This window comes from Pantoea sp. Tr-811 (assembly GCF_011752535.1).
Taxonomy (GTDB): domain Bacteria; phylum Pseudomonadota; class Gammaproteobacteria; order Pseudomonadales; family Pseudomonadaceae; genus Aquipseudomonas.
Window position 1 is genome coordinate 168710 of sequence record NZ_VWXJ01000008.1, and the last position, 25522, is coordinate 194231.

General features: G+C 65.5%; 21 protein-coding genes. 9 read left to right on the top strand and 12 right to left on the bottom strand.

The window, feature by feature from the left end; translation table 11 throughout:
* Nucleotide 1: 1 nt before the first annotated feature.
* On the bottom strand, nt 2-4558 hold the full coding sequence (locus F3J44_RS30375; protein ID WP_167273426.1) for a dermonecrotic toxin domain-containing protein: 4557 nt from the start codon (nt 4556-4558) through the stop codon (nt 2-4).
* A gap of 68 nt (nt 4559-4626) precedes the next feature.
* On the opposite strand from F3J44_RS30375, the gene F3J44_RS14285 reads away from it, so the two are divergent.
* The 4 genes from F3J44_RS14285 to F3J44_RS14300 all read left to right on the top strand — a co-directional run bounded on the left by F3J44_RS14285 (nt 4627) and on the right by F3J44_RS14300 (nt 7611).
* Nucleotides 4627-4866, top strand: a complete 240-nt coding sequence (locus F3J44_RS14285; RefSeq protein ID WP_167273434.1) for a hypothetical protein — start codon at nt 4627-4629, stop codon at nt 4864-4866.
* Nucleotides 4867-5130: 264 nt separating this feature from the next.
* Nucleotides 5131-6057, top strand: coding sequence for an alpha/beta fold hydrolase (locus F3J44_RS14290; protein WP_167273437.1), 927 nt, complete (start codon nt 5131-5133; stop codon nt 6055-6057).
* Nucleotides 6058-6131: 74 nt separating this feature from the next.
* Complete coding sequence (locus F3J44_RS14295; protein ID WP_167273439.1) at nt 6132-6539, top strand: VOC family protein; 408 nt, start codon at nt 6132-6134, stop codon at nt 6537-6539.
* Between the two features lie 175 nt (nt 6540-6714).
* Entirely contained in the window at nt 6715-7611 is an 897-nt protein-coding gene (locus F3J44_RS14300) for a sterol desaturase family protein (RefSeq protein WP_167273440.1), read from the top strand.
* On the opposite strand, the gene F3J44_RS14305 is transcribed toward F3J44_RS14300, so the two are convergent.
* Nucleotides 7588-8271 (bottom strand): helix-turn-helix domain-containing protein, encoded by a 684-nt coding sequence (locus F3J44_RS14305; RefSeq protein WP_167273441.1) that lies wholly within the window; start codon nt 8269-8271, stop codon nt 7588-7590. The two genes, F3J44_RS14300 and F3J44_RS14305, sit on opposite strands and share 24 nt — an antisense overlap.
* Nucleotides 8272-8482: 211 nt before the next feature.
* Between F3J44_RS14305 and F3J44_RS14310 the strand changes: the two genes are divergently transcribed.
* Nucleotides 8483-10162 carry an MFS transporter gene (locus F3J44_RS14310; protein ID WP_167057192.1) on the top strand — a complete coding sequence of 560 codons (1680 nt, stop codon included), beginning with the start codon at nt 8483-8485 and terminating at the stop codon, nt 10160-10162.
* 83 nt (nt 10163-10245) lie between these two features.
* Here the strand turns inward: F3J44_RS14310 and F3J44_RS14315 are convergent, their stop codons facing one another.
* The 6 genes from F3J44_RS14315 to F3J44_RS14340 form a co-directional block, all read right to left on the bottom strand.
* Nucleotides 10246-10815, bottom strand: coding sequence for a hypothetical protein (locus F3J44_RS14315; RefSeq protein ID WP_167273444.1), 570 nt, complete (start codon nt 10813-10815; stop codon nt 10246-10248).
* 73 nt (nt 10816-10888) lie between these two features.
* Nucleotides 10889-11275, bottom strand: coding sequence for a VOC family protein (locus F3J44_RS14320; RefSeq protein ID WP_167057185.1), 387 nt, complete (start codon nt 11273-11275; stop codon nt 10889-10891).
* 179 nt (nt 11276-11454) lie between these two features.
* Nucleotides 11455-12453, bottom strand: coding sequence for a transketolase family protein (locus F3J44_RS14325; RefSeq protein WP_167057182.1), 999 nt, complete (start codon nt 12451-12453; stop codon nt 11455-11457).
* Nucleotides 12450-13298, bottom strand: coding sequence for a transketolase (locus F3J44_RS14330; protein WP_167273446.1), 849 nt, complete (start codon nt 13296-13298; stop codon nt 12450-12452). Before F3J44_RS14330 ends, F3J44_RS14325 begins: the two co-directional genes overlap by 4 nt.
* Before the next feature lie 19 nt (nt 13299-13317).
* Nucleotides 13318-14616 (bottom strand): MFS transporter, encoded by a 1299-nt coding sequence (locus F3J44_RS14335; protein ID WP_167057176.1) that lies wholly within the window; start codon nt 14614-14616, stop codon nt 13318-13320.
* A 77-nt stretch (nt 14617-14693) separates the two neighbouring features.
* Complete coding sequence (locus tag F3J44_RS14340; RefSeq protein WP_167273449.1) at nt 14694-15443, bottom strand: SDR family NAD(P)-dependent oxidoreductase; 750 nt, start codon at nt 15441-15443, stop codon at nt 14694-14696.
* Nucleotides 15444-15592: 149 nt separating this feature from the next.
* Between F3J44_RS14340 and F3J44_RS14345 the strand changes: the two genes are divergently transcribed.
* Nucleotides 15593-16513 (top strand): LysR substrate-binding domain-containing protein, encoded by a 921-nt coding sequence (locus F3J44_RS14345; RefSeq protein ID WP_167057170.1) that lies wholly within the window; start codon nt 15593-15595, stop codon nt 16511-16513.
* Nucleotides 16514-16711: 198 nt separating this feature from the next.
* Nucleotides 16712-17617 (top strand): LysR family transcriptional regulator, encoded by a 906-nt coding sequence (locus F3J44_RS14350; protein ID WP_167057167.1) that lies wholly within the window; start codon nt 16712-16714, stop codon nt 17615-17617.
* 93 nt (nt 17618-17710) lie between these two features.
* Here F3J44_RS14350 and F3J44_RS14355 read toward each other — a convergent pair whose 3' ends face one another.
* Together F3J44_RS14355 and F3J44_RS14360 are read right to left on the bottom strand one after the other, a co-directional pair.
* Nucleotides 17711-18127, bottom strand: coding sequence for a RidA family protein (locus tag F3J44_RS14355; protein ID WP_167057164.1), 417 nt, complete (start codon nt 18125-18127; stop codon nt 17711-17713).
* On the bottom strand, nt 18127-19443 hold the full coding sequence (locus tag F3J44_RS14360; protein WP_167273452.1) for an NAD(P)/FAD-dependent oxidoreductase: 1317 nt from the start codon (nt 19441-19443) through the stop codon (nt 18127-18129). The genes F3J44_RS14355 and F3J44_RS14360 overlap by 1 nt, the downstream gene beginning before the upstream one ends.
* Nucleotides 19444-19735: 292 nt before the next feature.
* Here F3J44_RS14360 and F3J44_RS14365 point away from each other — a divergent pair, with 292 nt between their 5' ends.
* Both F3J44_RS14365 and argE read left to right on the top strand, forming a co-directional pair.
* Complete coding sequence (locus tag F3J44_RS14365) at nt 19736-20413, top strand: DUF1028 domain-containing protein (RefSeq protein ID WP_167057158.1); 678 nt, start codon at nt 19736-19738, stop codon at nt 20411-20413.
* On the top strand, nt 20406-21566 hold the full coding sequence (gene argE, locus F3J44_RS14370; protein WP_167273454.1) for an acetylornithine deacetylase: 1161 nt from the start codon (nt 20406-20408) through the stop codon (nt 21564-21566). Before F3J44_RS14365 ends, argE begins: the two co-directional genes overlap by 8 nt.
* Before the next feature lie 84 nt (nt 21567-21650).
* Here argE and F3J44_RS14375 read toward each other — a convergent pair whose 3' ends face one another.
* Together F3J44_RS14375 and F3J44_RS14380 are read right to left on the bottom strand one after the other, a co-directional pair.
* A complete protein-coding gene (locus tag F3J44_RS14375; RefSeq protein ID WP_167273457.1) occupies nt 21651-22919 on the bottom strand; it encodes a carbohydrate porin in 1269 nt (422 codons plus the stop codon).
* Nucleotides 22920-23032: 113 nt separating this feature from the next.
* On the bottom strand, nt 23033-25450 hold the full coding sequence (locus F3J44_RS14380; protein WP_167273460.1) for a glucose/quinate/shikimate family membrane-bound PQQ-dependent dehydrogenase: 2418 nt from the start codon (nt 25448-25450) through the stop codon (nt 23033-23035).
* Between the last annotated feature and the right edge of the window lie 72 nt (nt 25451-25522).

Sequence of the window (25522 nt, forward strand, 5' to 3'; positions counted from 1 at the left end):
CTCAGTCGTTGGGGTCCTGTTGCCGGGTGAGGCGGGCGTATAGCGCTTCCAACTCGGCCTGACGCTCGCTCATCAGGCGCTTGAGCGCCTGCTCGTACTGCTGGCTGTTGAGGGGCATCCGCTGCAGGTTACCGCTGTCGTCCAGTAGCGGCGCCGGCAGCACCTCGGCCAGGGCCTCGCGTACCCGGCTGTCGAGGCTGCTGACCGCTTCACCTTGTGGGTCGAGGCAGAAGTCCAGGTAGGTCATGCCTTGGTACCAGCGCGCATCCAGGTCGGAGAAGCGCGTTGCGAAGCGTACCCGAAGAAAGCGCCGCCAGCTCGGCTGCCCGGCAATCCATGCCCGCCGTAGGCGTGGGGCTTCATCGCGCGCCCGTACCGTATCCTCCACGTGGTCGATGGTCAGGCTGCTGATGCGGGCGGCATCGCGGTAGAGCATGTCCTGGCTTGGCTCCGGAAACGCCAGCGGCTCGGCCAGGGATTGGCGCAGGGCCAGGCGGATTTCGATGTCATCCACGCCACCTTGCTCAAGGTCCATGAGGCTGATGTCATCCAGTTCGTCCAGCGCCGGCAACTCCGGGAACTGTGGCCGGCTTTCCGGGGTTTGCTCCAGCCAGTCGAGCAAGGCGCGTTGCCGAGCCAGGCGCGCGGCATGGATACGGGCTGCCAGCAGGTTGACCTGCTCGCGGCGGAACAGGCGCTGGTAGAACTGGAACAGGTAGGGGCCCGGGATATTGGCCTGGCGGCTTTCACGGAAGGCCAACAGTTCGATTTCCAGGGTGCTGAAGCCATCGGCGCCGGCATCGCCGCACGACGGCGGGAACTCACCGGCCACTTCGTTCAGGCGTTCGCGCAGGCGCAGGTCTTCGCTGGCCGCTTCCAGCAGCCGCCACACCTGGGTGCCCAGCGATGGCTGGTTGTGCAGGGCCTGCGCCGAGCGGCCGACGCGCTCCACCACTTCGCGCAGCTCGCGGTTGTTGCCTGCGTCGAACAGCTCATCCCACACCTGTTGGCGCTCGGTGCTGGCGGCGGCACGCCAGTCGACGGCAGTGGCCTCGGGCAGGAAATCGGCATGTTCGACTACGCCTACGCCAATGGCGCGGAGCTGGCGGGTTTGCTCTGGCTCCAGTCGGTTGAAGTGAAACTCCCAGTTCTGCCCATGTGCGCTCAGCAGGTTTTGCGCATAGGCGCTGGCGAGGATGTCTTCGAGCGTTGGCAGGCGGTGAATGGCGTTTTCGCTTAGCTGGATGTTGCGCAGGGCGTAATCGGGCCGATTCATCAGCTCGGTCAAGCCCTCTGGCCAGGCTTGCAGCGCGCAGGTATCGAGTTCCAGGGTTTGCAGGTGGTGCAGGCGGGCGAGGGCGGGCGGGATGCCCAGCGGGTTGTGCGACAGGTTCAATGCCACCAGGCGGGTCATCTGGCCAAACTGCGCAGCGCTGTCCGCGGTCAGGGTGATGGCGTTGTTGCTCAGGTGCAGGTGCTCCAGCGGCAGGGCCGCGATCGCCTGCAGGTCGGGGGCGGCCAGCGTCAGTTCGGCATCGCTCAAGCGCAGTTCACGCAGCCTGCGCAGGCTGGCCAGCGCTTCACGCCCGGCGTCGTCCAGGGCCCCCAGTGAGCTACCCGCCACTTCCAGCGCGCGCAACTGCGGCGCATGGCGTAACGCCTGGAACAGCGAGCCGGGTTGCAGGGCCGGGTTGCGCGACAGGCGCAGGCGCTCCAGGTGCGGGAAGCTCTGTAGAAACACAGGCGACAGGGTTTGCAGGTTCAGCCCTTGCACGTTCAGCGAGGTGATGTGGTCCAGGCGTGCCGGTAGCGCCGGCAGATGCTCCAGTGTCATGTGCTGGAGCGTCAGCACAGCGCCTTCGTCGCGCCGCGCCGCGCGGTTGACCGCTTGCTGGAAACGCAGGCGATGTTCCCGGGCGTCGCCCTGAGCCTCATCGGCCCAGGCTTGCAGATGGCCCTGCAACTCGGCGCGTTCGCGTTGCAGGTGGCGAATCTGCTCGCCAATGTCGCCGCGCTGACGCAGGGCGTCGAGCAGCGCGCGGCGTTGCGGGGCGTCCAGCGACGGGTAGAGTTCCTGCAGCCTGCGTTCTTCGTGGCGGGTGGTGCCAAGCCTTACCCACTCCCGCCACCTGCCGCGGCCGCTGAGGGGGTAGCCATGGCGACCATCGGCCAGGCGCAGGGGCGAGCGGTACCCTGGGCGGATGGGTTGCTGGCCGAGCAAGCTCGCGCTTTGGGTGCGGTCTGTCAGCGCCGTTTGCAACCGTTGTGCGGCGCTGGCGTTGGGATGCCTGGCCTGCAGGGCGGTGCTCAGCACATGGCTGTCGGCGTTGGCCAAGCTGGGCCGATACAGGCCCAGCAACGCGCGGTCCAGGCGTACCTGGGCCTGCAGCCTGCGCGCTTCTTCGGCGAGGCGCAGCGGCACGCGCCCGGCGGCCAGGCGCAGGTGTTCGGCGGGGCTGGCGTGGGCGAGCAGGGCGTCCAACGCGGGGTTTGGCAGGCTGGTGAATTGGCGCTTGATGACCCGCGCCGCATCGCCCAGGGGCGGCTGGCTGCTGCTCATCAAACTGTCGAACAGGGCGGCGCGGCGATCGCTGAGGGTATTGGCGAGCTTGGCGTCCAGCGCGCTGGCGCGGGCCGCTGGCGCCACCCCTTCGGGTACCAAGGCATGGGCGTTTGCATCATCGAGCTGTTGCAAGACGGCCTGGCTCAGCTTGCCTTGCTCCAGTTCGGTGCGGGTGAGGGCGATCACCACCGCGCCCGGTTGCTGGTGTTGCCCGTAGAGCGTCGATGCTCCCCACGGCTCAGGGCCTTGGAACAGCTCGATCACGTGGTCCTGGGGCCAGCCGGGCAGTTCCACCAGGGCGGGCAGGGCATAGTGCTTGTACGCGGCCACCGACCGGCCGTGGCGCACGTTGTTGATCAGCTCGCTGGTTTCCTGGTCGATACGCAGGCGCTTCAGGGCATCGGCCAGCAGCGGCGGGGTACCGGTTTCGCTGACGTGGGCGTGGCGCAAGGCATCTTCGTCCAGGCCGGTGCAGCGCAGCGCGGCGTCCAGGTCGGCCTGCTCAAGGGCTTCGGCGTCGGCGCCCAGGCGCTGGAGCAGTTGCTCGCGCGGCCAGTCCAGCGGTTGCTCGCCCTCGATGCGCCAGGCGCCCCCGGCGATGGGGCGCATCACCGGGCGGTAGGCCTCGGGGTCGCGCGGGTGTTCGAGCCGCCATTGGCCGTCGGCGCCTTGGGTTTGCTCGTACAGTTGGCCGTCCAGCCGAACGTAGTGGCGGCCTTCGTGCAGCAGTTGGCCGCTTGTGTTGGCTTGCAGTGTTTCAGGTAGTGTTAAAGGCGAGGCGTAACCGTGCACATCGGGGTGCCACAAGCGTTCGCCGCCTGCGTGTTCGATGCGTAGCAGCGAATCGACGAAACGCGATTGCTTGAGCAGCGCCGCACCGCCGGCCACCGCGCCCATCAAGGCAATGTTGAGCAACACCGATTCCAGCTGGGCTGCCGCCTGGGCCTTGTCCTCCTGTTCCCAGGCCTCGATACCGTGGAACACGCTTTCCATGAGCTGCGCCGCGCCCACGGCCAGCATCACGGTGTTCAGCCCCGGAATGAACAGCGCGGCGACGTTGGCCAGGTCCAGTCCCAGCGAGGCGATGTGTTCGAACAGCTCGACCCGTGCCTTGGCGTCGACGTCAGCGGTTGGCACTGCCAGGGTGGCGGCATCGGCCTTGAGCCTGGCCACATGGGCGGCGTACAGCCTGGGCCATGGCAGAACCGGCAGCGGCGTGGCCTTGAACAACAGGCGAGGGTTGGGCTTGGGCAGTTCGGGTGGCACGCTGGGCGGTTGCGGGCGGTCGAACAGGTGCTCGCGCACACGCTTGGCCAGGCCAGCCTGCAAGGCCTGGGGGGCGAAGCGCAGCATGCACTGCAGCAGGGGCTCGTGCTGCATGCGCAGTGCCAGGGCCGCGGCGGCTGCGCTGGCCGAGGCATATTCCTGCAGTGGAGCATCGGGTGCGCCAGGAATGTACAGGATGCAGGGGTTCGTTTGGCTGCCGTGGTTTGGGCCGATCACCAGCACTTCGTGCAGCGGTGTGCCGAACAGGTCCAGGCGCCAGCAGCCAAGCGGTGCACCGTCGTACTGGGGGGCCTGCTGTTGCGTGCAGAGCTGCCCGATGGCGGCCAGGCCAGGCGCGCCAAGCCTGCCGCGCAGGGCGGCGATATGGGCCTGTACCTGTAACGCATCCTTCGATGCCTGGCACCAGAGGGTTTCCAGCCGGTGCTTGTCCGCACCGTCGTAGCATGCGGCGAGGTGGCCCTGGTACTGCTGGCCCAGGTCCAGTTCGCGGCAGGTGTCGATGAATTCCGGCACGCTGAGCCCCACCATTGGGGTGCTGTCAGTCTTGCCCTGGTGCAGTTGGCTGTAGGGGCCGGCCTCCGCGGTGTGGGTGAAGTTGTGCAGGGCGGCCTCCAGCAGGGTGACCTTGCGCGGTGTACCGCTGGGGTCGTACTCGAAGTGGGTGGGGCCGGGGAGCGCACCGATGCCACTTTCAATGCCCACATCCACGCCGGGGCGCTGCTTGAACGGTTGGAAAAAAACACTGCTTCATCGACGGTGGCGGTGATCGCCAGCCGTTGCGCCAGCAGTGGCTGGCAGAATTCGCTAATGCCCTTGAGCGATTTCAGGGCGCGGTGCAGCGCCTGGCTGCTGCTGTCGCGTTGGCCGATGGCGGCGTGCAGTGCCTGGCGCTGGGCGTCGCTGGCGTCGCGGTACCAGGGGCAGGGTTGCCCGTCGCCCTGCACATGCTCGGGGCGCTGGGTGGCCAGGATCTGTTCGACCGAGGGGCGTGCCAGGTGCCGGGACCATGGCGGTAGTGTGCGGGCCAGTTGCTGGGTGTGAAAAGGCAGGGGTGGGTGCATGGCAGGGCTCCGTCAGCGCAAAGCGCCCATTGGACACGCGCCAACCCCGGGCCCCGGGGTAGATAGGTAGCACTGGGGCGTCGGTGTCGCCTACGCCTGTGTCGGTCACGGAGCATCGTGACACTGCCCATCGCGCGAAGGTAGGGCGTCGGAATTTCTTGCGGGCCCGGCCGGGGGCGTAACGGCACACCCCTCTGGCCACCAATCAGGAAGGTATCCATGCGTTCATCATCCACACCCAAGGACCATCTGCTCGACCTCAATGGCATCGAGATTGCCGTGCGCTGCTGGGGCGACGAAGGTGGCATACCGGTATTGGCGCTGCATGGTTGGCTGGACAACGCCGCCAGCTTCGAGCGCCTGGCACCCATGCTCGATGGCTGTTTCGTGGTTGCCCCGGACCTGGTCGGCCACGGCCGTTCCGACCACCGCCGCCACGACAGCGGTTACTACCTGTGGGAGCATGCCGAAGACATGCTCGCGGTGGCCGACAGCCTGGGTCTTGCGCAGTTTCACGTGCTGGCCCATGGCATGGGCAGCGGCGTGGCATCGCTGCTGGCGGCGATGACCAGCGGCATCGCCAGCATGACCTTCCTCGACGGCATGGGCGCACCGTTCACCGTGGCCGAGGATGATCGCGTGCAGCACCTGGCGCGTGCTTATCGGCTCAAGCGCATGGTCCAGCGCAGCCAGTTGCATGGCTTCGCCGAGCCAGGCGGCGGGCGCTTCGACAGCCTTGAAACGGCCTTGGAGCAGCGGCGCAAACGCCTGGACGGTGAATTGAGCGAAGACGCGGCCCGGGTGCTGGCCTTGCGCGACCTGCTGCAACTGGCCGACGGCTACTGCTGGCGGCACGACCCGCGCCTAGTGCTGCCCGAACCCATGCCGCTGACCGAACGCGAGGCCTGTGACCTGCTGCGGGAAATCCGCTGCCCGCTGTACCTGATGTTTGGCCGGCAGGGGGCATTTGCCGGCGACGGTTTCGTCTCGCGCCAGGAGGCGTTGCCGGCCCAGACCAAGGTGTCTTGGCACCCGGGCGGGCACCATTTTCACCTGGAGGCGCCGGACCGGGCGCTGGTCGACCAGATTCTGCGGATTCTGGCCCGCCATGAGGGTGGGCTGTTGCAGCGCGCGGTCAACGAGTAGCGGGTGATGGCCGGGGTGGCGGGTGCTGGGCTATGGTGACAGTCACCTCCACGCTTGGCCACAGGAGACTTGGCATGCGCCCGTTCGCCATCCAGCACATCGACCACCTGGTGTTGCGCGTCAGTGACTTGCAACGCAGCATCGCCTTCTACCGCGACCTACTGGGCTGCACGGTCAGCCGTGAACGGCCTGACTTGGGCATGGTGCACCTGGCGACCGGCACGGCGATGATCGACCTGGTGACCCTCGACGGGCCGTTGGGGCGGCCGGGTGGTGCGGGGGCGGGGGTGCAAGGGCGTAACCTGCATCACTTTTGCCTGCGCATCGAGCCTTTTGATGAACAGGCGTTGGCGGCTTATTTGCGGGCGGCAGGGGTGATGGTGGAACCGGCTGAAAAGCGCTATGGCGCTGAGGGGGAAGGGTTGTCGCTGTATTGTTATGACCCGGATGGTAACCAGGTGGAGCTGAAGGGGCCGGTTTGATTTGAGATCGCATCGCGAGCTGCGCTCGCTCCTACCATGCCCGCACAAACCCGTAGGAGCGAGCGCAGCTCGCGATGCGGTCTGGTAGGCGCACCCGGTATCTGCGCCGTTCGTTCAAGCGCAGGCGCAGCGGATGGTCCAACACTGGCGGCTCTCGTTCCCTAGGAGCCACCCCATGCGCCTGATTTATGCCCCCCTGTTCTTTTTCGGCTACATCGCCCTGGCCCTGTGGCTGGTCGGCCACCAGCACAACCCATTGTGGTTGCTGGCGCTGTTGCTCGCCGCCATATTGTCGTCCCGCCTGGGTGAAGCCCTGATGCCCTACAAACCCGCCTGGAACCAGCACCGCGATCAGGGCCCGCGCGACCTTTGCCATGCCCTGGTCAACGAAAGCCTGAACATGGCCAGCATCGCCTGCATCCCGCTGCTGGCCAGTTGGCTGCCAGCGACCGGGCTGTGGCCTGGGCATTGGCCGTTGGCGCTGCAACTGCTGCTGGCCATCGTCCTCGCCGACCTCGGTATCACCCTGGTGCATTACGCCAGCCATCGCAGCGCAGCCCTGTGGCGCTTGCATGCGGTGCACCATAGTGTCACTCGGCTTTATGGTTTCAACGGGTTGATGAAGCACCCCCTGCACCAGGTGCTGGAAACCCTCGGCGGCACCTTTGCGCTGCTATTGCTTGGCCTGCCCCAGGACGTGGCGATGTTGCTGGCCTTCAGCGTGTCAATCCAGTTGCTGTTGCAGCACAGCAATGTCGACATGCGTATCGGCTGGCTGCGCCATGTTTTCGCCTGGGCGCCGGTGCATCGCCTGCACCACTTCAAGTACGGGCGCACCGGCGATGTGAATTTCGCCTTGTTCCTGCCGCTGTGGGACCGCCTGTTGGGCACGGCCCTGTATTTGCCTGGCTATGCGCTGGCAGACGATGACGTGGGCATCGGTGACCGCCCGGACTATCCCGTGGCTTACCTGGCCCAGTTGCGCGAGCCCTGGCGCCCAGGCCAGCCGACGCCGCCAGCGCCGCTGCCGGCGCCGCTGCGCCAGGCGTTAGGCGAACGGATGGAGCCGTAAGCGGCCCAGCAGGTCGCTGGCGCGCAGGCCGAATTGCTTGCGCACGCTGCGCGACAGGTGCGCGGAATCGGCAAAGCCGGCTGCATGGGCGGCAACGGTGAGGCTGGCGCCATCCAGCGCCGCGTGCAGCGCCAGGCGCAAGCGTTGCCACAGCACCAGCCGGCGCACCGAGGTGTGCAGTTCGGCGCTGAACAGCCGTTCGAGCTGGCTGAGTGACAGGGCGGCGGCGTCTGCCAGTTGCCGGGCGGGCAAGCGTTGCTCGTCGAGGGCGCGGATGCGCGACAACGCCTCGTTCAGGCGCGGGTCCAGTGCGCGCCTGGGCCATTGCCGCAGGCGCTGCATCACCCGCTCGGGCGCCTCCCCAGGGGCTGGGCCTACCTTGGCAAGGTCGTCCAGGGTGAAGGCCAGCGGCTCGGCGAACAGGGTCAGGCAAGGCGACTGATGGCCCAGCAGCGCATGGGCCTGCTGCGAGGCCACCTGCAACACCGGCCCACACTGATACTGCCCGCCGATGCAGGCCTGCAGGTCGCCGCCAAGGCCGACCATGACCTGATGGGCGTAGTGGGCGTGCGGGTGGGTGCTGCCGGGTGTGCCGAGCAGCAGCGCGTGATCGATGCCCAACCACAGTTCACCCTGCCAGCCGTTTGCTGCTGCGTTCATGCATCCCTCGCGTGCCTGGGCCGGATTGCCGGCGTGCTGGCCAGTGGATATCCCGGCAAAGCCGATTATGCTTCAGGTTACCTTGCTGCGATTCGAAGTGGTGCGCTTCGTCGTGCTTCGCGCAACCAATGCTAGCCCTCGGGCCTGGGTGCGACGGTGAAATGGGTGTGAGGTACTCCGGCCTGCGATAACAACAAGACGGAGGCAACCCATGGCGGTTCTCGACAGCGCATCAACGGGCAGTAGCGCGCCCCAACGCGGCATCACCAAGGAGGAGCGCAAGGTCATCTTCGCCTCCTCGCTGGGCACTGTGTTCGAGTGGTACGACTTCTACCTCTACGGCTCGCTGGCGGCGATCATTGCCAAGCATTTCTTTGCCGGCGTCAATGAAACCACCTCGTTCATCTTCGCCTTGCTGGCCTTTGCCGCAGGCTTTGCGGTGCGGCCGTTTGGCGCCATCGTGTTCGGCCGCCTGGGCGATATGATCGGGCGCAAGTACACCTTCCTCATCACCATCGTCATCATGGGCGTGTCCACCGCCGTGGTGGGCTTGCTGCCCAGCTACGCAACGATAGGGGTGGCGGCGCCGGTCATTCTGATTACCCTGCGCCTGCTCCAGGGCCTGGCCCTGGGCGGTGAATATGGCGGCGCGGCCACTTATGTGGCCGAGCATGCACCCAAGGGGCGGCGCGGCTTCTTCACTGCGTGGATCCAGACCACGGCCACCCTTGGCCTGTTCCTGTCGCTGCTGGTGATCCTGGCCTGCCGCACCGCCATGGGCACCGAGGTATTCGAAGACTGGGGCTGGCGTGTGCCGTTCCTGCTGTCGATTCTGCTGCTGGCGGTGTCGGTGTATATCCGCATGCAGCTCAACGAGTCGCCGGTGTTCATGAAGATGAAGGCCGAAGGCAAGGCGTCCAAGGCGCCGTTGACCGAGTCGTTCGCCCGCTGGGACAACCTCAAGGTGGTGATCATGTCGTTGCTTGGCGGCACGGCCGGGCAGGCGGTGGTGTGGTACACCGGGCAGTTCTATGCGCTGTTCTTCCTGTTGCAGATGCTCAAGATCGACCCGCAGACCGCCAACCTGCTGATTGCAGGTTCGCTGCTGATCGGTACACCGTTCTTCATCTTCTTCGGCAGCCTGTCGGACCGCATTGGCCGCAAGAAAATCATCATGGCAGGTTGCATCATCGCCGCGCTGACGTACTTCCCGATCTTCAAGGCCCTGACCGAGTACGGTAACCCCGATGTGTTCGTCGCCCAGGAGCAGAACCCGGTGGTTGTGGTGGCTGACCCCGGCCAATGCGCGTTCCAGTTCGACCCGGTGGGCAAGGCCAAATTCACCAGCTCTTGCGACATTGCCAAGAGCCTGCTGGCCAAGCGCGCGATTCCCTACACCAACCAGGCTGCCGAGCCTGGCAGTGTGGCGCAGGTGCGCATCGGTGAGCGGGTGATCCCAAGCTTCGAGGGCAGCAGCCTGGCTGCCGCCGACTTGAAAACCCAGGGTGATGCCTTTACCGCGACCATGGGCACCGCGCTGAAGGAGGCCGGCTACCCGGAAAAAGCCGACCCTGCGAAGATCCACTACCCGATGGTGCTGTTGCTGCTGACCCTGTTGGTGATCTACGTGACCATGGTGTACGGGCCGATTGCCGCCTGGCTGGTGGAACTGTTCCCGGCGCGCATCCGCTATACCTCGATGTCGCTGCCGTACCACATTGGCAATGGCTGGTTTGGCGGCTTCCTGCCGACGGTGGCGTTTGCCATGGTGGCGGCGACCGGGGACATCTATTACGGGTTGTGGTACCCGATCGTGATTGCGGTGATGACGGCAGTGTTGGGGATATTCTTCATGCCTGAAACCAAGGACCGGGATATCAACCATGCCTGAGTCGAGGTAGGCAGGGTGGGCCTATCGCGACCTGCGGTCGCTCCTACGGGGGGGGGGGGTATGCAGGTTGCCAGGCCCATCTGTTAATCGAAATATCCGCGCAGGCTGAAGGCGTAGCCGGTATCCACCCCTTTGGCTTCGCCCCGGCTCCAGCGCTTTTTCATCACGAATTCGAACGCTGGCTCATACAGCCCGTCGCGGATCAGCGCACCGGCCAGCACCTCGACGTCATACCAACCGTTGTCCAGCTCGATGATCGGCCGCCCTGGCACCTGGTAGCGGGCCAGCAGGTCGCCCAGGGTCTTGTTGGTGAAGTGCTGCAGAATACGCCAGGTGTACAGCATCACCGCGCGGTGTTCGACCCGCAGCACGTAACCATTGCGCCGGTGCTTGAGCCGGCTGCCAGGTTCGAGCAGTGCCGGCGTCAGGCCGTCGAGGGTGAACAGGATGTGGTAGGGCAGGTTGTCGACCCCGGCCAGCGGCACCACCACGCCTTCGGCCACGGCCTTGTCGCCGCTGTCGTTGTGGGTGAACTCATAGGCCAGGTCATCGCAGAGGTGGTTTTCGTGCTTGAAAAGGTCCAGCAGCTGGATATCGCCCAGCAGGAAATAGTCGACCAGGTCGTTGAGCACTTCGCTGAATTCGTGGCGCATCTGTTTTCCTTGTTGTGGCGCACGGGTACAGCTGCAATGTAGCGAATGGCAGCCTTGGCTGCCACAGGCCGGTTCAGTGCTTCTGGGCGATCTGGATCAAGTTGCCGCAGGTGTCGTCGAACACCGCGACGGTGACCGGGCCAAGCAGGGTGGGTTCCTGGGTAAAGACCACGCCGGCCTTGCACAGGCGCGTGAACTCGGCCTGGATGTCACGCACGCCGAAGGAGGTGGCGGGAATGCCGTCCTGCTTGAGGGCGGCCTTGTAGACCTTGGCGGCCGGGTGCGCATCGGGTTCGAGCAGCAGCTCCACGCCGTTGGGGTCGCTGGGCGAGGTCAGCGTCAGCCAGCGGTGCTGGCCCATGGGGATGTCGTGCTTGGGCATGAACCCCAGCACATAGTGGTAGAAGGCCAGGGCCTTGGCCTGGTCGTCGACGAGGATGCTGGTGACAACGATCTTCATAGGCGCACACCGTTCCTGCGGGTCGTTACCTTGCAGTAAAGACGTTCTGGCCTATTTCACCAGTGGCGGGCCGTGGCACCGCCCGTGAAGATACGGGGCGGTGCCTGGCACCGGCGTTGCCGGTGTTCGCGGGGCGAGCCCGGCCCTACAAGGGATGACGTAACCCTCGAGTGAGGGGGTTACAACCAGCCCTTGATCTGCCGCGCCACCGCCTCGGTGGAAATGCCATAGCGGTCATGCAGGGTCGGTAGCGCGCCGGCATCGAGGAAGGCATCCGGCAGGGCGATTTGGCGGAAGGTTGGGGTCACGCCATTGCGCAGCAGCACACCGGCCACCGCTTCACCCAGCCCGCCGACGATGGAATGGTTTTCCGCTGTCACCACCAGCCGGCCGGGCTTGCGTGCCTCGGCCAGCAGCGTGGCTTCGTCCAGTGGCTTGATGGTCGGTACGTGCAGCACCGACACATCCACCCCGTCCTTGTGCAACTGCTCGGCCGCCTCCAGCGCGCGCATGGTCATCAGCCCGCTGGCGATCACCAGTACGTCGCGCCCCGGGCGCACCACCTGCGCCTTGCCCAGCTGGAAGCGGTAGTCGTAGCGGTCCAGCACCAGCGGCACGTTGCCGCGCAGCAGGCGCATGTACACCGGGCCCTGGTGGGCGGCGATGGCGGGCACCGCCTGTTCGATTTCCAGCGCATCGCAAGGGTCGACCACCATCAGGTTGGGCATGGCACGCATGATCGCCAGGTCGTCGGTGGCCTGGTGGCTGGGGCCGTAGCCGGTGGTGAGGCCGGGCAGGGCGCAGACGATCTTGACGTTGAGGTTTTCCTCGGCAATGGCCATGCAGATGAAGTCATAGGCGCGCCGCGAGGCGAACACCGCGTAGGTGGTGGCGAACGGGGTGAAGCCTTCGCGGGCCATGCCGGCCGCAGCGCTCATCAGCAACTGCTCGGCCATGCCCATCTGGTAGAACCGCTTGGGGTGCGCCTTGGCGAAGATGTGCAGGTCGGTGTACTTGGACAGGTCGGCGCTCAGGCCAACGATGTCCTGGCGCTGCTCGGCCAGCGCGCTCAGCGCATGGCCGAACGGTGCCGGGCGGGTGGCTTGGCCTTCGGCGGCGATGGAGGCGATCATTGCCGAGGTGGTCAGGCGTTTTGGCGTGGCGGTTTGGCTGTTCATGCGTGGCTCCCGGCGTCCAGTGCTTGCAGGGCGAGGTCCCATTCGTGTTCGTCGACACGGATGAAGTGGGTTTTGTCGCGGTTTTCCAGGAAGGGCACGCCCTTGCCCATGCGGGTGTCGCAAATGATGACCCGGGGTTGTGCAGCGCGGTGGGCGCGGGCCTGGTCGAAGGCCTGGACCAGCGCATCGAGGTCGTTGCCGTCGACCCGCTGCACGAACCAGCCAAATGCCTGCCAGCGCTCGACGATGGGCTCGAAGGCCAGGATTTCGCTGGAGTGGCCGTCGGCCTGCTGGTTGTTGACGTCGATGATCGCGATCAGGTTGTCCAGCTGCCAGTGGCTGGCTGACATCGCCGCCTCCCAGGTCGAGCCTTCGTTCAGCTCGCCATCGGACAGCAGGTTGTACACCCAGCTGGCCGAGCCCTTGCGCTTGAGCCCAAGGCAGGCGCCCACGGCGATGCCCAGGCCATGGCCGAGCGAGCCGCCGGTGATTTCCATGCCGGGGGTGTAGGCGGCCATGCCGGACATCGGCAGGCGGCTGTCGTCGCAGCCGTAGCTTTCCAGTTCCGCCTCGGCAATGACGCCGGCCTCGATCAGCGCCGCGTACAGGGCAATGGCGTAGTGGCCGATGGACAGGTAGAAGCGGTCGCGCTGCTCCCACTCGGGGTTGGTTGGGTCCAGCCGCAGGGCGTGGAAGTAGGCCACCGCCAGCAGGTCGGCGGCGCCCAGGGCCTGGCCGATGTAGCCCTGGCCCTGGACCTGGCCCATGCGCAGGGCATTGCGGCGGATGTTGTGGGCGTGCGCAGCCAGGGGCCGCGCACCCGTTGTAGCGGGTACGGTGTTCATCGTGTGACTCCTTGGGGAATTAGCGGTTGACCAGGCTGGCCGGTACGCGGAACACCAGCCCCGCGCCGAATACCAGCACGGCGGTAATCAGGTACATGCCGATGGCGTTGTTGCCCAGGGTGCTGGTGACCCAGCCGATCAGAAACGGCGAGCAGAACCCGGCCAGGTTGGCAAAGCTGTTGACCGCGGCGATGCCGGCAGCGGCCGAGACGCCGCCGAGCAGGGTGGTTGGCAGCATCCAGAACAACGAGGAGGCGGCAAGAATGCCGGAGGCTGCCAGGCACAGGCTGAGAATCGACAGGCTCAGGTGGCTGGCGAACAGCGCGGCCAGGGTCAGGCCCAGGGCGCCGGCCAGCATCGGCACTGCCAGGTGCCAGCGCCGTTCGCGGTGGCGGTCGCCGCTGCGCCCGGCCAGCAGCATGGCGGCGATTGCGCAAAGGTAGGGCAGGCTGGTCAGCAGGCCGATGTGCAGCGGGTCGGCGACCCCGGCGTTGCGCACCAGGGTGGGCAGCCAGAAGGTGATCGCGTATTGGCCCATGACCACGCAGAAGTAGATGCCAGCCAACAGCCACAGGCGCCGGTCGCGGATGAAATCGGCCACCGACCCGTGCTGCACCTTGTGCTGTTCGTCCTCGGCCAGTTCCTTGCGCACCAGGGCCTTTTCTTCGTCATTGAGCCAATGCGCCTGGTTCACGCCGTCCTTCAGGTAGCTCAGCACCAGGCAGCCCACCAGCACCGTGGGCACGGCTTCGAGCAGGAACATCCACTGCCAGCCCGCCCAGCCATGCACTCCGGCGAAGCGCTCCATGATCCAGCCCGACAGTGGCCCGCCGACCATGCCCGAGAGTGGGATGGCGATGAACCACAAGGCGGTCATCTTCGCCCGCCGGTACGACGGGAACCAGTAGGTCAGGTACAGCAGCAGGCCCGGCGCCAGGCCGGCCTCGGCAACCCCCAGGAAAAAGCGCAGCACGTAGAATTGCCAGGCCGTCTCGACGAAGGCGAACAGCGCCGAGATCAGCCCCCAGGTGATCATGATGCGGGCGATCCAGCGCCGCGCGCCCACCTTGTGCAGGATGATGTTGCTGGGCACCTCGCACAGGAAGTAGCCGATGAAGAACATCCCGGCGCCCAGGCCGTAAACCGCTTCGGACAGGGCCAGGTCGTCCATCATCTGCAGCTTGGCGAAGCCGACGTTGACCCGGTCGAGGTAGGCGCACAGGTAGCAGAGCATGAGAAAGGGCATCAGCCGCCAGGCCGTCTTGCGATAGGCATTGCTGCGCGCGGCGGTGGCCGCGTCGAGGGCTAGGGTGGTCATGTCGATCTGATCTCTTGTTGTTATCGATTGCCCCGCCGTGGCGGGGCTCAGATGCGAAACCTTGGGGTGCAGCGGTGTCAGTGAATCAGCATGCCCCCGTTGACGTCCAGGGTGATGCCGGTGAGGTAGCTGGACAGCTCGCTGGCCAGGAACAGCGCAGCATTGGCCACATCGCGCGCCTCGCCCAGGCGGCCCAGGGGGATGCCTTCGATGATGGCGTGGCGGCGTTCGTCCTGCATCAGGCCGCCGGTGATGTCGGTGTGGATCAGGCCGGGGGTGATGGCATTGACCCGCACGTTGTCCGGGCCCAGTTCACGTGCCATGGCCTTGCCCAGGCCAAGCACGCCGGCCTTGGCGGCGCTGTAGTGCGGGCCGCCGAAGATGCCGCCGCCGCGCTGCGCCGACACCGACGACATGCAGATGATGCTGCCCGAGCGCTGGGCGCGCATGCTCGGGATCACCGCTTGGGACATCAACAAGGTGCCGCGCAGGTTGACGTCGAGGATCCGGTCGTAGTCCTTGCCGGTGATGTCCAGGGTTTTTACCGGTTGGGTGATGCCGGCGTTGTTGACCAGCACGTCGATGCGGCCGAACTGGGCCAGCACCTGGGCCACGGCGTCGCGCACCTGGGCTTCGTCGGCGACGTTGGCAGCCAGGCCCAGGTGGCCGCTGCCCAGTTGCGCGGCGGCGTCGCGGGCGGCCTGCAGGTCGAGGTCGAGGATGGCCACCTTGGCGCCGTGGGCGGCAAAGGCCTGGGCGGTGGCGCGGCCGATGCCTCGGGCAGAGGCGGCGCCGGTGACGATTGCGAATTTACCTTCGAGTAGCATGGGTGTACTCCGGTTGCTTGTTGTTGTGGGCACAGCTTGGTATCCGGGCGAGGGCTGGGCAACGCAGTGCGCTTCAGCCTATGCTGAAAAAAATTCAGTACCGGGCCGGGTGTACCCCTGTTCGAGGCCCGCGACATCAAGGGAATGCGATGAATCTCGACCTGGGCAAGAAGCCTTTGCAACTGCCGCCGCTGAAAGCGATTCAGGCCTTCGAGCAGGCGGCGCGCTTCGGCAACGTCGCCCGCGCCGCCGAACAGTTGAACCTCACGCCCTCGGCGGTCAGCCATCAGATTGCCAACCTGGAGGCGTTGATTGGCCGGCCGCTGTTCCTGCGCACGGCCAAGGGGGTGACCTTGACGGCGGCGGGGGAGCAGTACTTGCGCGAGGTGTCTGGCATTTTGCAGAGCCTGGCCACGGCCACCGAGCGGGCCGGCAGTGCGGTTGGTTTCGACTGCTTGCGCCTGCATTCCTCTCCAAGCTTTGGCCTGCTGTGGTTATTGCCGCGGCTGGAGCGGTTTCGCACCAGCCACCCGGATATCCAGATCAACCTGTCGTGTTCCTACGAGGCATTGCACTTTGGCCGCCACCAGATTGACGTGGACATCCGCCATGGTTACCCCAACTGGCCAAGCCTTGAGGTGCGCACCATTCGCCATGAGCGCGCCACGGTACTGGCTTCGCCGGCCTTGCTTGCGCGTGAGCCGATCGTGCAGCCTGCCGACCTGCTGGGGCAGAACCTGATTCTGTCCGAGTCAGCGTTGGTGCAGTGGCCGCAGTGGTTTGCCCAGCAGGGGGTGTCGCTGCCCCAGGCGCCGTTCGCGCTGAGTTTCGACCGGTCGTACATGAGCCTTGAAGCCGCCAGCCATGGCTATGGGTTTACCTTGGAAAGCTCGTTGCTGTCCCAGGACTATGTGGCGCAGGGGCGCCTGGTGCCGGTGTTCGGGGCCGAGCAGATGAGCCCGGTCAGCGCCCACCACATGGTGTTTCCGCGGGGGCATGCAGAGTTGCCCCGGGTAAGGCGGTTTTTGGAGTGGATGCAGGGGCAGTTGGGGCATGATTTCAGTTATTGAGTGTGGGGGTGTCTGTGCTGGCCCTTTCGCGGGGCAAGCCCGCTCCTACAGGAATGGGCTTGCCCCGCGAAAGGGCCGGAACAGGCAACAGAAAACTATGCTCAAGCCATAGGCAAATCCTTCATCGCCCAACCGGCCAGCAAGGTAAAGTGGCAGGAAAATTCCAAGGCGCCCGCGAACGGCGCCCACGAGGTGCCCGTGGCTTCCTACACCCTGCGACAACTCAAATACTTCGTCACCACCGTCGAGGCCGGCAGCGTTGCCGAGGCGTCGCGCCAGCTGTACATCGCCCAACCTTCGATTTCCACGGCGATCAAGAGCCTGGAAGAAAGTTTCGGTGTGCAGCTGTTCATCCGCCACCATGCCCAGGGCGTGTCGCTGACCCCCAGTGGCAAGCGTTTCTACGCCAAGACCAAGTCGCTGCTGCAGATGGCCCACGAATTCGAGCAAAACGCCCTGGCCGACAACGACACCGTCGCCGGGCAAATCGACATTGGCTGCTTCGAAACCGTCGCGCCGCTGTACCTGCCGCGGCTGATCGCGGGCTTTCGCGAGCGCTACCCCGGTGTGGACATTCGCCTGCGCGACGGTGAACAGCAGGACCTGATTCAGGGCCTGACGGCGGGTACCTTTGACTTGGCGTTCCTGTATGACCACGACCTGGACGGCACCATCGAGGCCGAGCCCTTGATGCCGCCGCAAAAGCCTTATGTGCTGCTGCCCGAGAAGCATCGCTTTGCCGGCCAGGCCCAGGTGTCGCTGCGCGACCTGTGCCCGGAGCCGATGATTCTGCTGGACGTGGCGCCCAGCCGCACGTATTTCGTCAGCCTGTTCAACGAAATGGGCCTGACGCCGAACATCGTTTTCAGTTCGCCATCGATCGAGATGGTGCGTGGGATGGTGGGGCAGGGGTTCGGGTTTTCACTGCTGGTGACCAAGCCGCATTCGGAATGCACCTACGACGGGCAGAAGCTGGTGACGCTGGACATTGCCGAGCCGGTGGCGTTGTCGGGGCTGGCGGCGGCGCATTTGAAGCGGGTGCAGCTGACCAAACCTGCGCAATTGTTCGTTGAGTTTTGCCGTGAGGAATTGGCCAAGTTCTGAAAAGCTTCGCGGGGCAAGCCCGCTCCTACACGGAAGGGTGTAGGAGCGGGCTTGCCCCGCGAATGGGCTGCAAAGCAGCCCCGGGCCCAGAAATCACTGCTGATCCGGCACCACCGCAATCACATCGATCTCCATCAGCCATTCGGCCTGGGCCAAGCCGGCCACCACCAGCCCGGTGGAAATCGGGAACACGCCCTTGAGCCACTTGCCCACCTCCTTGTACACCGGCTCGCGGAAGCGTGGGTCGGTGATGTAGGTGGTGGTCTTGACGATGTGCGACAGGTCGGAGCCGGCTTCTTCAAGCAGCTGCTTGACGTTCTTCATCGCCTGCTCGGCCTGGGCCCGCGGGTCGCCCAGCCCCACCAGCTTGCCTTCGAAGTCGGTGCCGACCTGGCCGCGAACGTAGATGGTGTTACCGGCCCGCACGGCCTGGCACAGGTCGTTGTCCAGGGTCTGGTTGGGGTAGGTTTCCTTGGTGTTGAACATGCGGATGCGGGTATGGGTAGGCATCAGTGGGCTCCAAAGGTGCTGACGTTGCTGATCGGTTGGTCTTGCTCATCCGCGCTGCGCTGCTCGCGATCACGGTAGGCCAGGTAGGTGCGCTGGGTGGCAATGTGGCCGGCGACATGCTTGGCGTCGTGCCACACGCCCCAGATGAACGACGAGCCGCGGCGCGACAGCCACGGCAGGCCGAGGAAGTACACGCCAGGTTCCCGGGCGACGCCGCGCTGGTGCTGGGGCTTGCCGTTGGCGTCGAAGGTGTCGACCTGCAGCCAGCTGAAGTCCACGCCGTAGCCGGTGGCCCAGATGATGCTGGTGACGCCGGCCTTGGCCAGGTCCAGTTGCTGCAGCGGGTTGACCATGCACTCGGGGTCAGCCAGGCGCTTGCGTGCTTCGGGCTCTGGCGGCAGGTCCAGGCCGTTGCGTTCGATGTAGGCGTCGGCAGCGTCCAGCAGGGCCAGGTAGTTCTCGTCGCCGCGGTTGATGTTGTCCACCAGGTTGTCCTGGAAGCGGGCCACGCCGTTTTCGAACGACTGGGTCAGGCCAACCAGGGTCATGCCTTGGTGGGCGAGGGCGCGGAAGTCCACGGTGTGGCCGCCACGGGCGCCGCTGACGGCGATGGTCACGTGTTCACGGCCGGGCTTGGCGATTTCCGCGTCCCACTCGCCGAGCACGCCCAGCCACCAGCAGAAGTCGCGGTTGCGGTAGGCCCGTGGCGGGCGGTCGTGGGCGCCAACCGACAGGTACACCTGGCGCCCGGCACGCATCAGTTCTTCGGCGATCTGCACGCCAGAGGAACCGGCACCCACCACCAGCACCGCGCCTTCGGGCAACTGCTGCGGGTTGAAGTAAGCGGCGGAGTGGATCTGGTGCAGGCCTGGGTCTTTTGGCGCGATGGCCGGGATCACCGGTTTCTGGAACGGGCCGGTGGCCGCTACCACGCGGTTGGCGCGGATCACGCCTTCGTTGGTTTCGATGGTGAAGCCTGGGCGGTCGGCGTTGCGCACCACCTTCTTCACCTCGATGCCGGTGCGCACCGGCAGGTTGTACTTGCGCACATACTGCTCGAAGTAGTCGGCCACCTGGTCCTTGACGGCGAAGGCGTCGGCGTCGAGGTTGAATTCCAACCCTGGGAAGCGGTCGTGCCAGACCGGGCCGTTGGCCACCAGCGAATCCCAGCGGCCACTGCGCCAGGCCTCGGCGATGCGCTTGCGCTCCAGCACCAGGTGCGGCACGCCGAGCTTGCTCAGGTGTTCACTCATGGCCACGCCGGCCTGGCCGGCGCCGACCACGAGGGTGTCGATTTCGATGTTGTTCAGTGTCATGTCCGAGCCCTTGTTCAGGCGGTTTTTGTCAGGTCGGTTTGGAGGACCGCCGTTGCCTGGAGCCAGACTAGGGATGCACGGAAATTCGCGAAAATAGTATTTAGCTGGGGCTTGCCGATAAAACGGCGAAGGCCCCGCTTTACCTGGGGTGCGCGGCTGTTTCGGGGCGTATTCGGCGGCTTTTCGGGGCCTTAGTTTTTTCCTGCCCAAGGCACAGGAAAATGTTGGTTTCGTGGCTTTGGAGGTTCTGCCCAGAATGCGCCGTATCGCACAGAACGACAGGAGCTTCACCATGACCTTCTCCATCATCGGGCGCTGCCAGGAAACTGGCCAGGTCGGCATCGCCATCAGCTCGTCGAGCATTGCCGTGGGCGCCCGCTGCCCGTGGGTGCGGGCGGGTGTTGGCGCGGTGGCCACCCAGAACATCACCCTGCCGGCGCTCGGCCCACAGATTCTCGATGCCCTGGAGCAGGGGCAGTTGCCGCCTGCTGCGGCGCTGGACCGCGTGCTCAGCGCCAATGGTTGGAGCGAATACCGCCAGGTGACGGTGATCGACAGCCAGGGCCAGGTGGCCCTGTTCACCGGTAAGGAAGCCTTGGGCGTGCACAACGCGGTGGCGGGCGAGCAATGCGCGGCGGCCGGTAACCTGCTGTCGTCGCAGGCAGTGATCGAGGCGATGGTGCAGGCGTTCGAACAGGCCGGTGGCCACCTGGCGGATCGGCTGTTGGCGGCCATGCACGCGGCGATGGCGGCTGGTGGTGAAGCGGGGCCGGTGCATTCGGCAGCGCTGAAGATCGCCGGCGAATTGACCTGGCCGCTGGTGGACTTGCGGGTGGACTGGGCCGATGAGGACCCGATCGGCGTACTCGATGGCCTATGGCAGGCCTATCGCCCGCAGATGCAGGATTACGTGACCCGCGCCCTGGACCCAACCACCGCACCCAGCTACGGGGTGCCGGGCGATGAGTGAGTTCAGCAGCCGCGCGCTGCTGGAGCGGCTGATCGGTTTTGCCACGGTAAGCCGCGACTCCAACCTGGAACTGATCGGCTTCATTCGCGATTACCTGGCCGGCCTGGGCGTGCCTTGCGAGCTGTTCCACAACCCGGAGGGCACCAAGGCCAACCTGTTCGCCACCATCGGCCCGCAGGATGTGGGTGGGGTGGTGCTGTCTGGGCACACCGACGTGGTGCCGGTGGACGGCCAGGCCTGGACGCTGCCACCGTTCGCCCTGACCGAGCGCGACGGGCGCCTGTATGGCCGCGGCACGGCGGACATGAAGGGTTTCATCGCTTCGGTTCTGGCGGCGGTGCCTGCGTTTCTCGCGCAGCCTTTGCGCTTGCCGGTGCACTTGGCGTTTTCCTTTGATGAGGAAGTCGGCTGCCTGGGCGTGCGTTCGATGCTGGCCGCGCTGGCGCAGCGCCCGCACAAACCGCGCCTGTGCCTGATCGGCGAGCCCACTGAACTCAAGCCGGTGCTCGGCCACAAGGGCAAGCTGGCGATGCGCTGCGAAGTGCACGGCGCGGCGTGCCACTCGGCGTATGCGCCGTATGGGGTCAATGCCATCGAGTATGCCGCCAAACTGATAGGCAAACTGGGGGACATTGGTGAGGCACTGGCGCAGCCTGAACACCACGATGCACGCTTCGACCCGCCGTTCTCCACCGTGCAGACCGGCGTGATCAACGGGGGCAGGGCGCTGAACATCGTGCCCGAGGAGTGCGTGTTCGATTTCGAAGTGCGGGCGCTGCCTGGGTTCGAGGCGCAGGCGGTGGCGGACCAGTTGCAAACCTATGCCGAGGCCGAACTGCTGCCGCGCATGCGCAAGGTCAACGCCGGTAGTGCGATTCACTTGAAACCGTTGAGTGCATACCCGGGGTTGGCGACGCCGGCTGACAGTGAGGCGGCGCGGCTGGTGGCGTTGCTCAGTGGCTCGGATGCGTTCGGTACGGTGGCATTCGGCACCGAAGGCGGGTTGTTCGACCAGGCAGGGATTCCAACCGTGGTGTGCGGGCCGGGGAGTATGGACCAGGGGCACAAGCCCGATGAGTTCGTCAGTGTCGAACAGCTGCAGGGGTGTGATGCGATGTTGCTGAGGTTGGTGGAATACCTCAGGCGGGGGTGACCGTGTTGGCTGCTTCGCGGGGCAAGCCCGCTCCTACAGGAGCGGGCTTGCCCCGCGAATGGGCCGCAAAGCGGCCCCAACCACTTAGAAAGTAGCCTTAACCTGCAGACCCACCACCAGCGCGTTGTCGATATCCTTCCCAGAGAACGCCCCTGGCTCGATGATGTATTGCACATCCGGGCGCAGGTTCAGCCACGGCGTGGCCTGGTAGCCATAGCTCAGCTCGATCAACTGCTCGGCGTTGTCGATGTTGGGGAACTGCTGCCCGGCATTGAACGCGGCATCTTCGAGCACATCGCGGCTGCGCGGGTTTGGCACGGCGCGGCCATAGCCCAGCGCCAGGGTGTCGCGTGGGCGGCCTTCGAACGGCTTGTACAGCACCACGCCTGCGCCATACCACTTGGTGAACGGCGAGGCGGCCTCGCTCGACGCCGAGTATTGGCCGAAGGCGTGCAGGCTACGGCCTGGGGAACCTGCGTCATTCCACACGGCCTGGTCGACCAGCAGGTAGTGGCCGCCACGGCCGGACACTTCCTTGTCGCTACCGATGCGCTTCACGTCGGAGCTGTCGTAGTAGTAGCCGAGCTTATATTCACCCGGCAGCTCGCTCTGCAGCTTGTAGACCAGCTCGACCGGCACCACGGTGCCGGTGGTGTGCTTGGGTCCCAGGTGCCAGGCGCGGCTGGAGTTGCCGTTGCTTTCCGGGTCGACGTTGAACGCCGCCACGCGCAGCTGCCAGGACGGCGACAGGTCGTACTTCACGCGCATGCCCAGGTGGGCGTTGGGGTAGTTGGTCCAGCCGCTGCCACCGGACATGTTCAGCGGGTGGCCGCAGAAACCGGCGTTCATGAAGTTGCACAGGATGCCGCTGTCCAGGCCGCCGAGGTCGTTGCCCATGGCCATGTAGCCGAGCTTGATGTTGAGTGCGGGGGTGAACAGGGTGCGCTCGTAGCTCAGCTCGGTGAGGCGGGTGTACAGGCCACCGTAGTTTTCCTGGATTGGCAGGCGGTTGCCCACCAGGTCTGCCGAGGCGCTGTTGCCACGGCGGTCATTGATGGTGAGCTGAACCTTGCCGCCGTTGTCCAGGCCGTACAGTTTCGACAGGTCGAACTGCACGCCCAGTTTCACGTTTTGCGAATAGCGCGCCGAGCGGTGCAGGCCGCCGTGGGCGTTGTAGGCGGTTTCGCCGCTGTAGTCGCCGGTGAACTTGACACCGTCGGCTTCGAGCTGGCTGCGCAGGCCGCCCCAGTCACCGGTCATGGTGCTGCGGTTGAGCAGGTCGCCTTCGGCCAGGGCAGACGTGCTGGCCAAGGCCAGCAGCAGGGTTGGAGTGATGCGGATAGCAGTTGGCATTGCTGTGTCTCGAATTGTTTTTGGGGTGGGCCACTCGCGGGCAAGCCCGCTCCCACAAGGGCCATTGTTGATCCTGTGGGAGCGGGCTTGCCCGCGAAACAAGCGACGCGGTCTTACGGCAGCGCGTAAGAAATCACATAGTCGCCACGGTCAGTCGACTGGCGCGCACCGCCAGCGGTAACGACCACGTATTGCTTGCCGGTTTTCGGCGATACGTAGGTCATCGGGCCACCCTGGCTGCCCACGGGCAGGCGGGCTTTCCAGATTTCGCTACCGTTGCTGCTGTCGTAGGCGCGCAGGTAGAAGTCCTGGGTGCCGGCGATGAAGATCAGGCCGCCCTGGGTCGACAGGGTGCCGCCGAGGGTTGGCAGGCCAATCTTGATCGGCAGGTGCATGCGGATACCCAGGGGGCCGGTGTCTTCCACGGTGCCGACTGGCACCTGCCAGGCGATCTGGCGGGTTTTCATGTCGATGGCGGTCAGGGTGCCGAATGGCGGAGCCTGGCACGGAATGCCGGCCACCGACAGGAAGCGGTTCTTGTTCACGGCATAAGGGGTGCCTTTGAGCGGTACGGCGCCCATGCCAGTGTTCAGCGCTTCGCCACCGGAGGCGGCGTCACCCTTGTTCTGCGACGGGATCATCTGGATCCACAGGCCCAGGCGCATGTCGTTGGCGAAGATGAAACCGTGTACTGGGTCGGTGGACAGGCTGCCCCAGTTCATGCCGCCCAGCGAGCCTGGGAAGCTCAGCGACAGGTCGGTGCCCGGTGCGGTGTACAGGCCGTCGTAGCGCATTTTCTTGAAGTCGATGCGGCACAGCAGCTGGTCATACGGGGTAGCGCCCCACATGTCCGACTCGGTCAGGGTTTGCGCGCCGATCTGCGGCATGCCCACCGATTTCGGCTGGGTTGGGGAGTACGGCTCGTTCGGGATGTTGCTTGGCTTGACCGGTACTTCTTCAACTTTGGTCAGCGGCTTGCCGGTGGCGCGGTCGAGCACGTAGATCTGCCCGGCCTTGGTGCCGATCACGACTGCAGGCACGGTCTTGCCGTCGTCCTTGGTGAAGTCGATCAGGCTCGGCTGCATGGGCAGGTCGAAGTCCCACAGGTCGTTGTGCACGGTCTGGTAGACCCACTTCTCGTTACCGGTGCTGGCGTCCAGGGCCAGTACCGACGCGCCGTAGGTGTGGTCCAGTTTGCTGCGCTCAACACCATAGATGTCGGTGGAGGACGAGCCCATTGGCAGGAACACGGTGTTCATGGCCGGGTCGTAGGACATCGGTGCCCAGCTGTTCGGGGTGCTGCGCACATAGGTGCTGCCGTCGGCTGGCGCCTTGCGGTCTTCTGGGTTGCCCGGGTCGAAGGCCCAGCGCATTTCACCGGTGATCACGTCGAAGCCACGGATAACACCGCCAGGCATGTCGGTTTGGACGTTGTCGGCGACACGGCCGCCAACTACCACGGTGGTGCCGGCCATCAGCGGGGCCGAGGACAGCTGGTAGTAGGAGTCTGGCACGTCACCCAGGCCGGCCATCAGGTTGACCTGGCCGTTGTTGCCAAAGCCCTGGCAGAACTCGCCGTTGTCGGCGTCGACGGCAATCAGGCGGCCATCGATGGTGTTGGTCAGCAGGCGACGCTGGCAGTTGGCGCCAGCCGCCACGCTACCGCCGGTGATCGGCGAGCTGTTGGGCTGGGTTGGCTGGGCGATGGCGGCGGTGGCGTCGAAGTAGGCCAGGCCGCGGCAACGCTGCCAGACCTTGGACTGGGCGTTGATCGCGTTCTTCCACAGCTCTTTGCCGGTGTCGGCGTCCAGCGCGATGATGTTGTTGTGCGGGGTGCAGATGAACACCTTGTTGCCGATCTGCAGCGGGGTCATCTGGTCTTCGGCACCGTTGCCGTCGCTGATGGCGACGTCACCGGTGTGGTAGGTCCAGGCCACCTTGAGCTTGTTGACGTTGTCGCGGTTGATCTGGTCCAGCGCAGCGAAGCGGCTGCCACCTTCGGTGTTGCCGTAGTGGGCCCAGTCTTTTTGCTCCTTGCCGGCTTCGACCGGGGTCATGCCCGGGCCCTTGCCAGTGGGGGCAACGCTTGGGTGGGCGACGAACATGTTGCCGGCGGCAATCGCCAGCACCACGGCCATCACTGCCGCCAGGCCGTAGGCGCCACGGCCGGCGCTGGCGCCGTTAGCGCGGGCCAGCATCGGGTAGACCAGCGCCACGACCATGCCGATCGCGCCGAACATGAACAGGCGCGAGAACAGCGGCCAGAACACCAGGCCAGCGTCAACCAGTGCCCAGATCACGGTGCCGATCAGGAACGCGGCATACACCCACGCGCCCACGGTCTTGCGCCGGGCAATGAGGATACCGGCGATGGCCATGGCCAGGCCGCCGATCAGGAAGTACCAGGAACCGCCCAGGCCGGCCAGCTTGACGCCGCCAGCAGCCAGGAGGAGGCCAAGCAGGGCGATGATCACGCCCAAGCCGACCAGAATGAATTTTGTGGCACCCGAGGTGCGCGGTGTTTCGTTCATGCCAGGGATCTCAGCAGGTGGAATGGGCGCAGTTTAAGCCCTTAGCAAGCTAATTAACAAGTTAGTACAAAA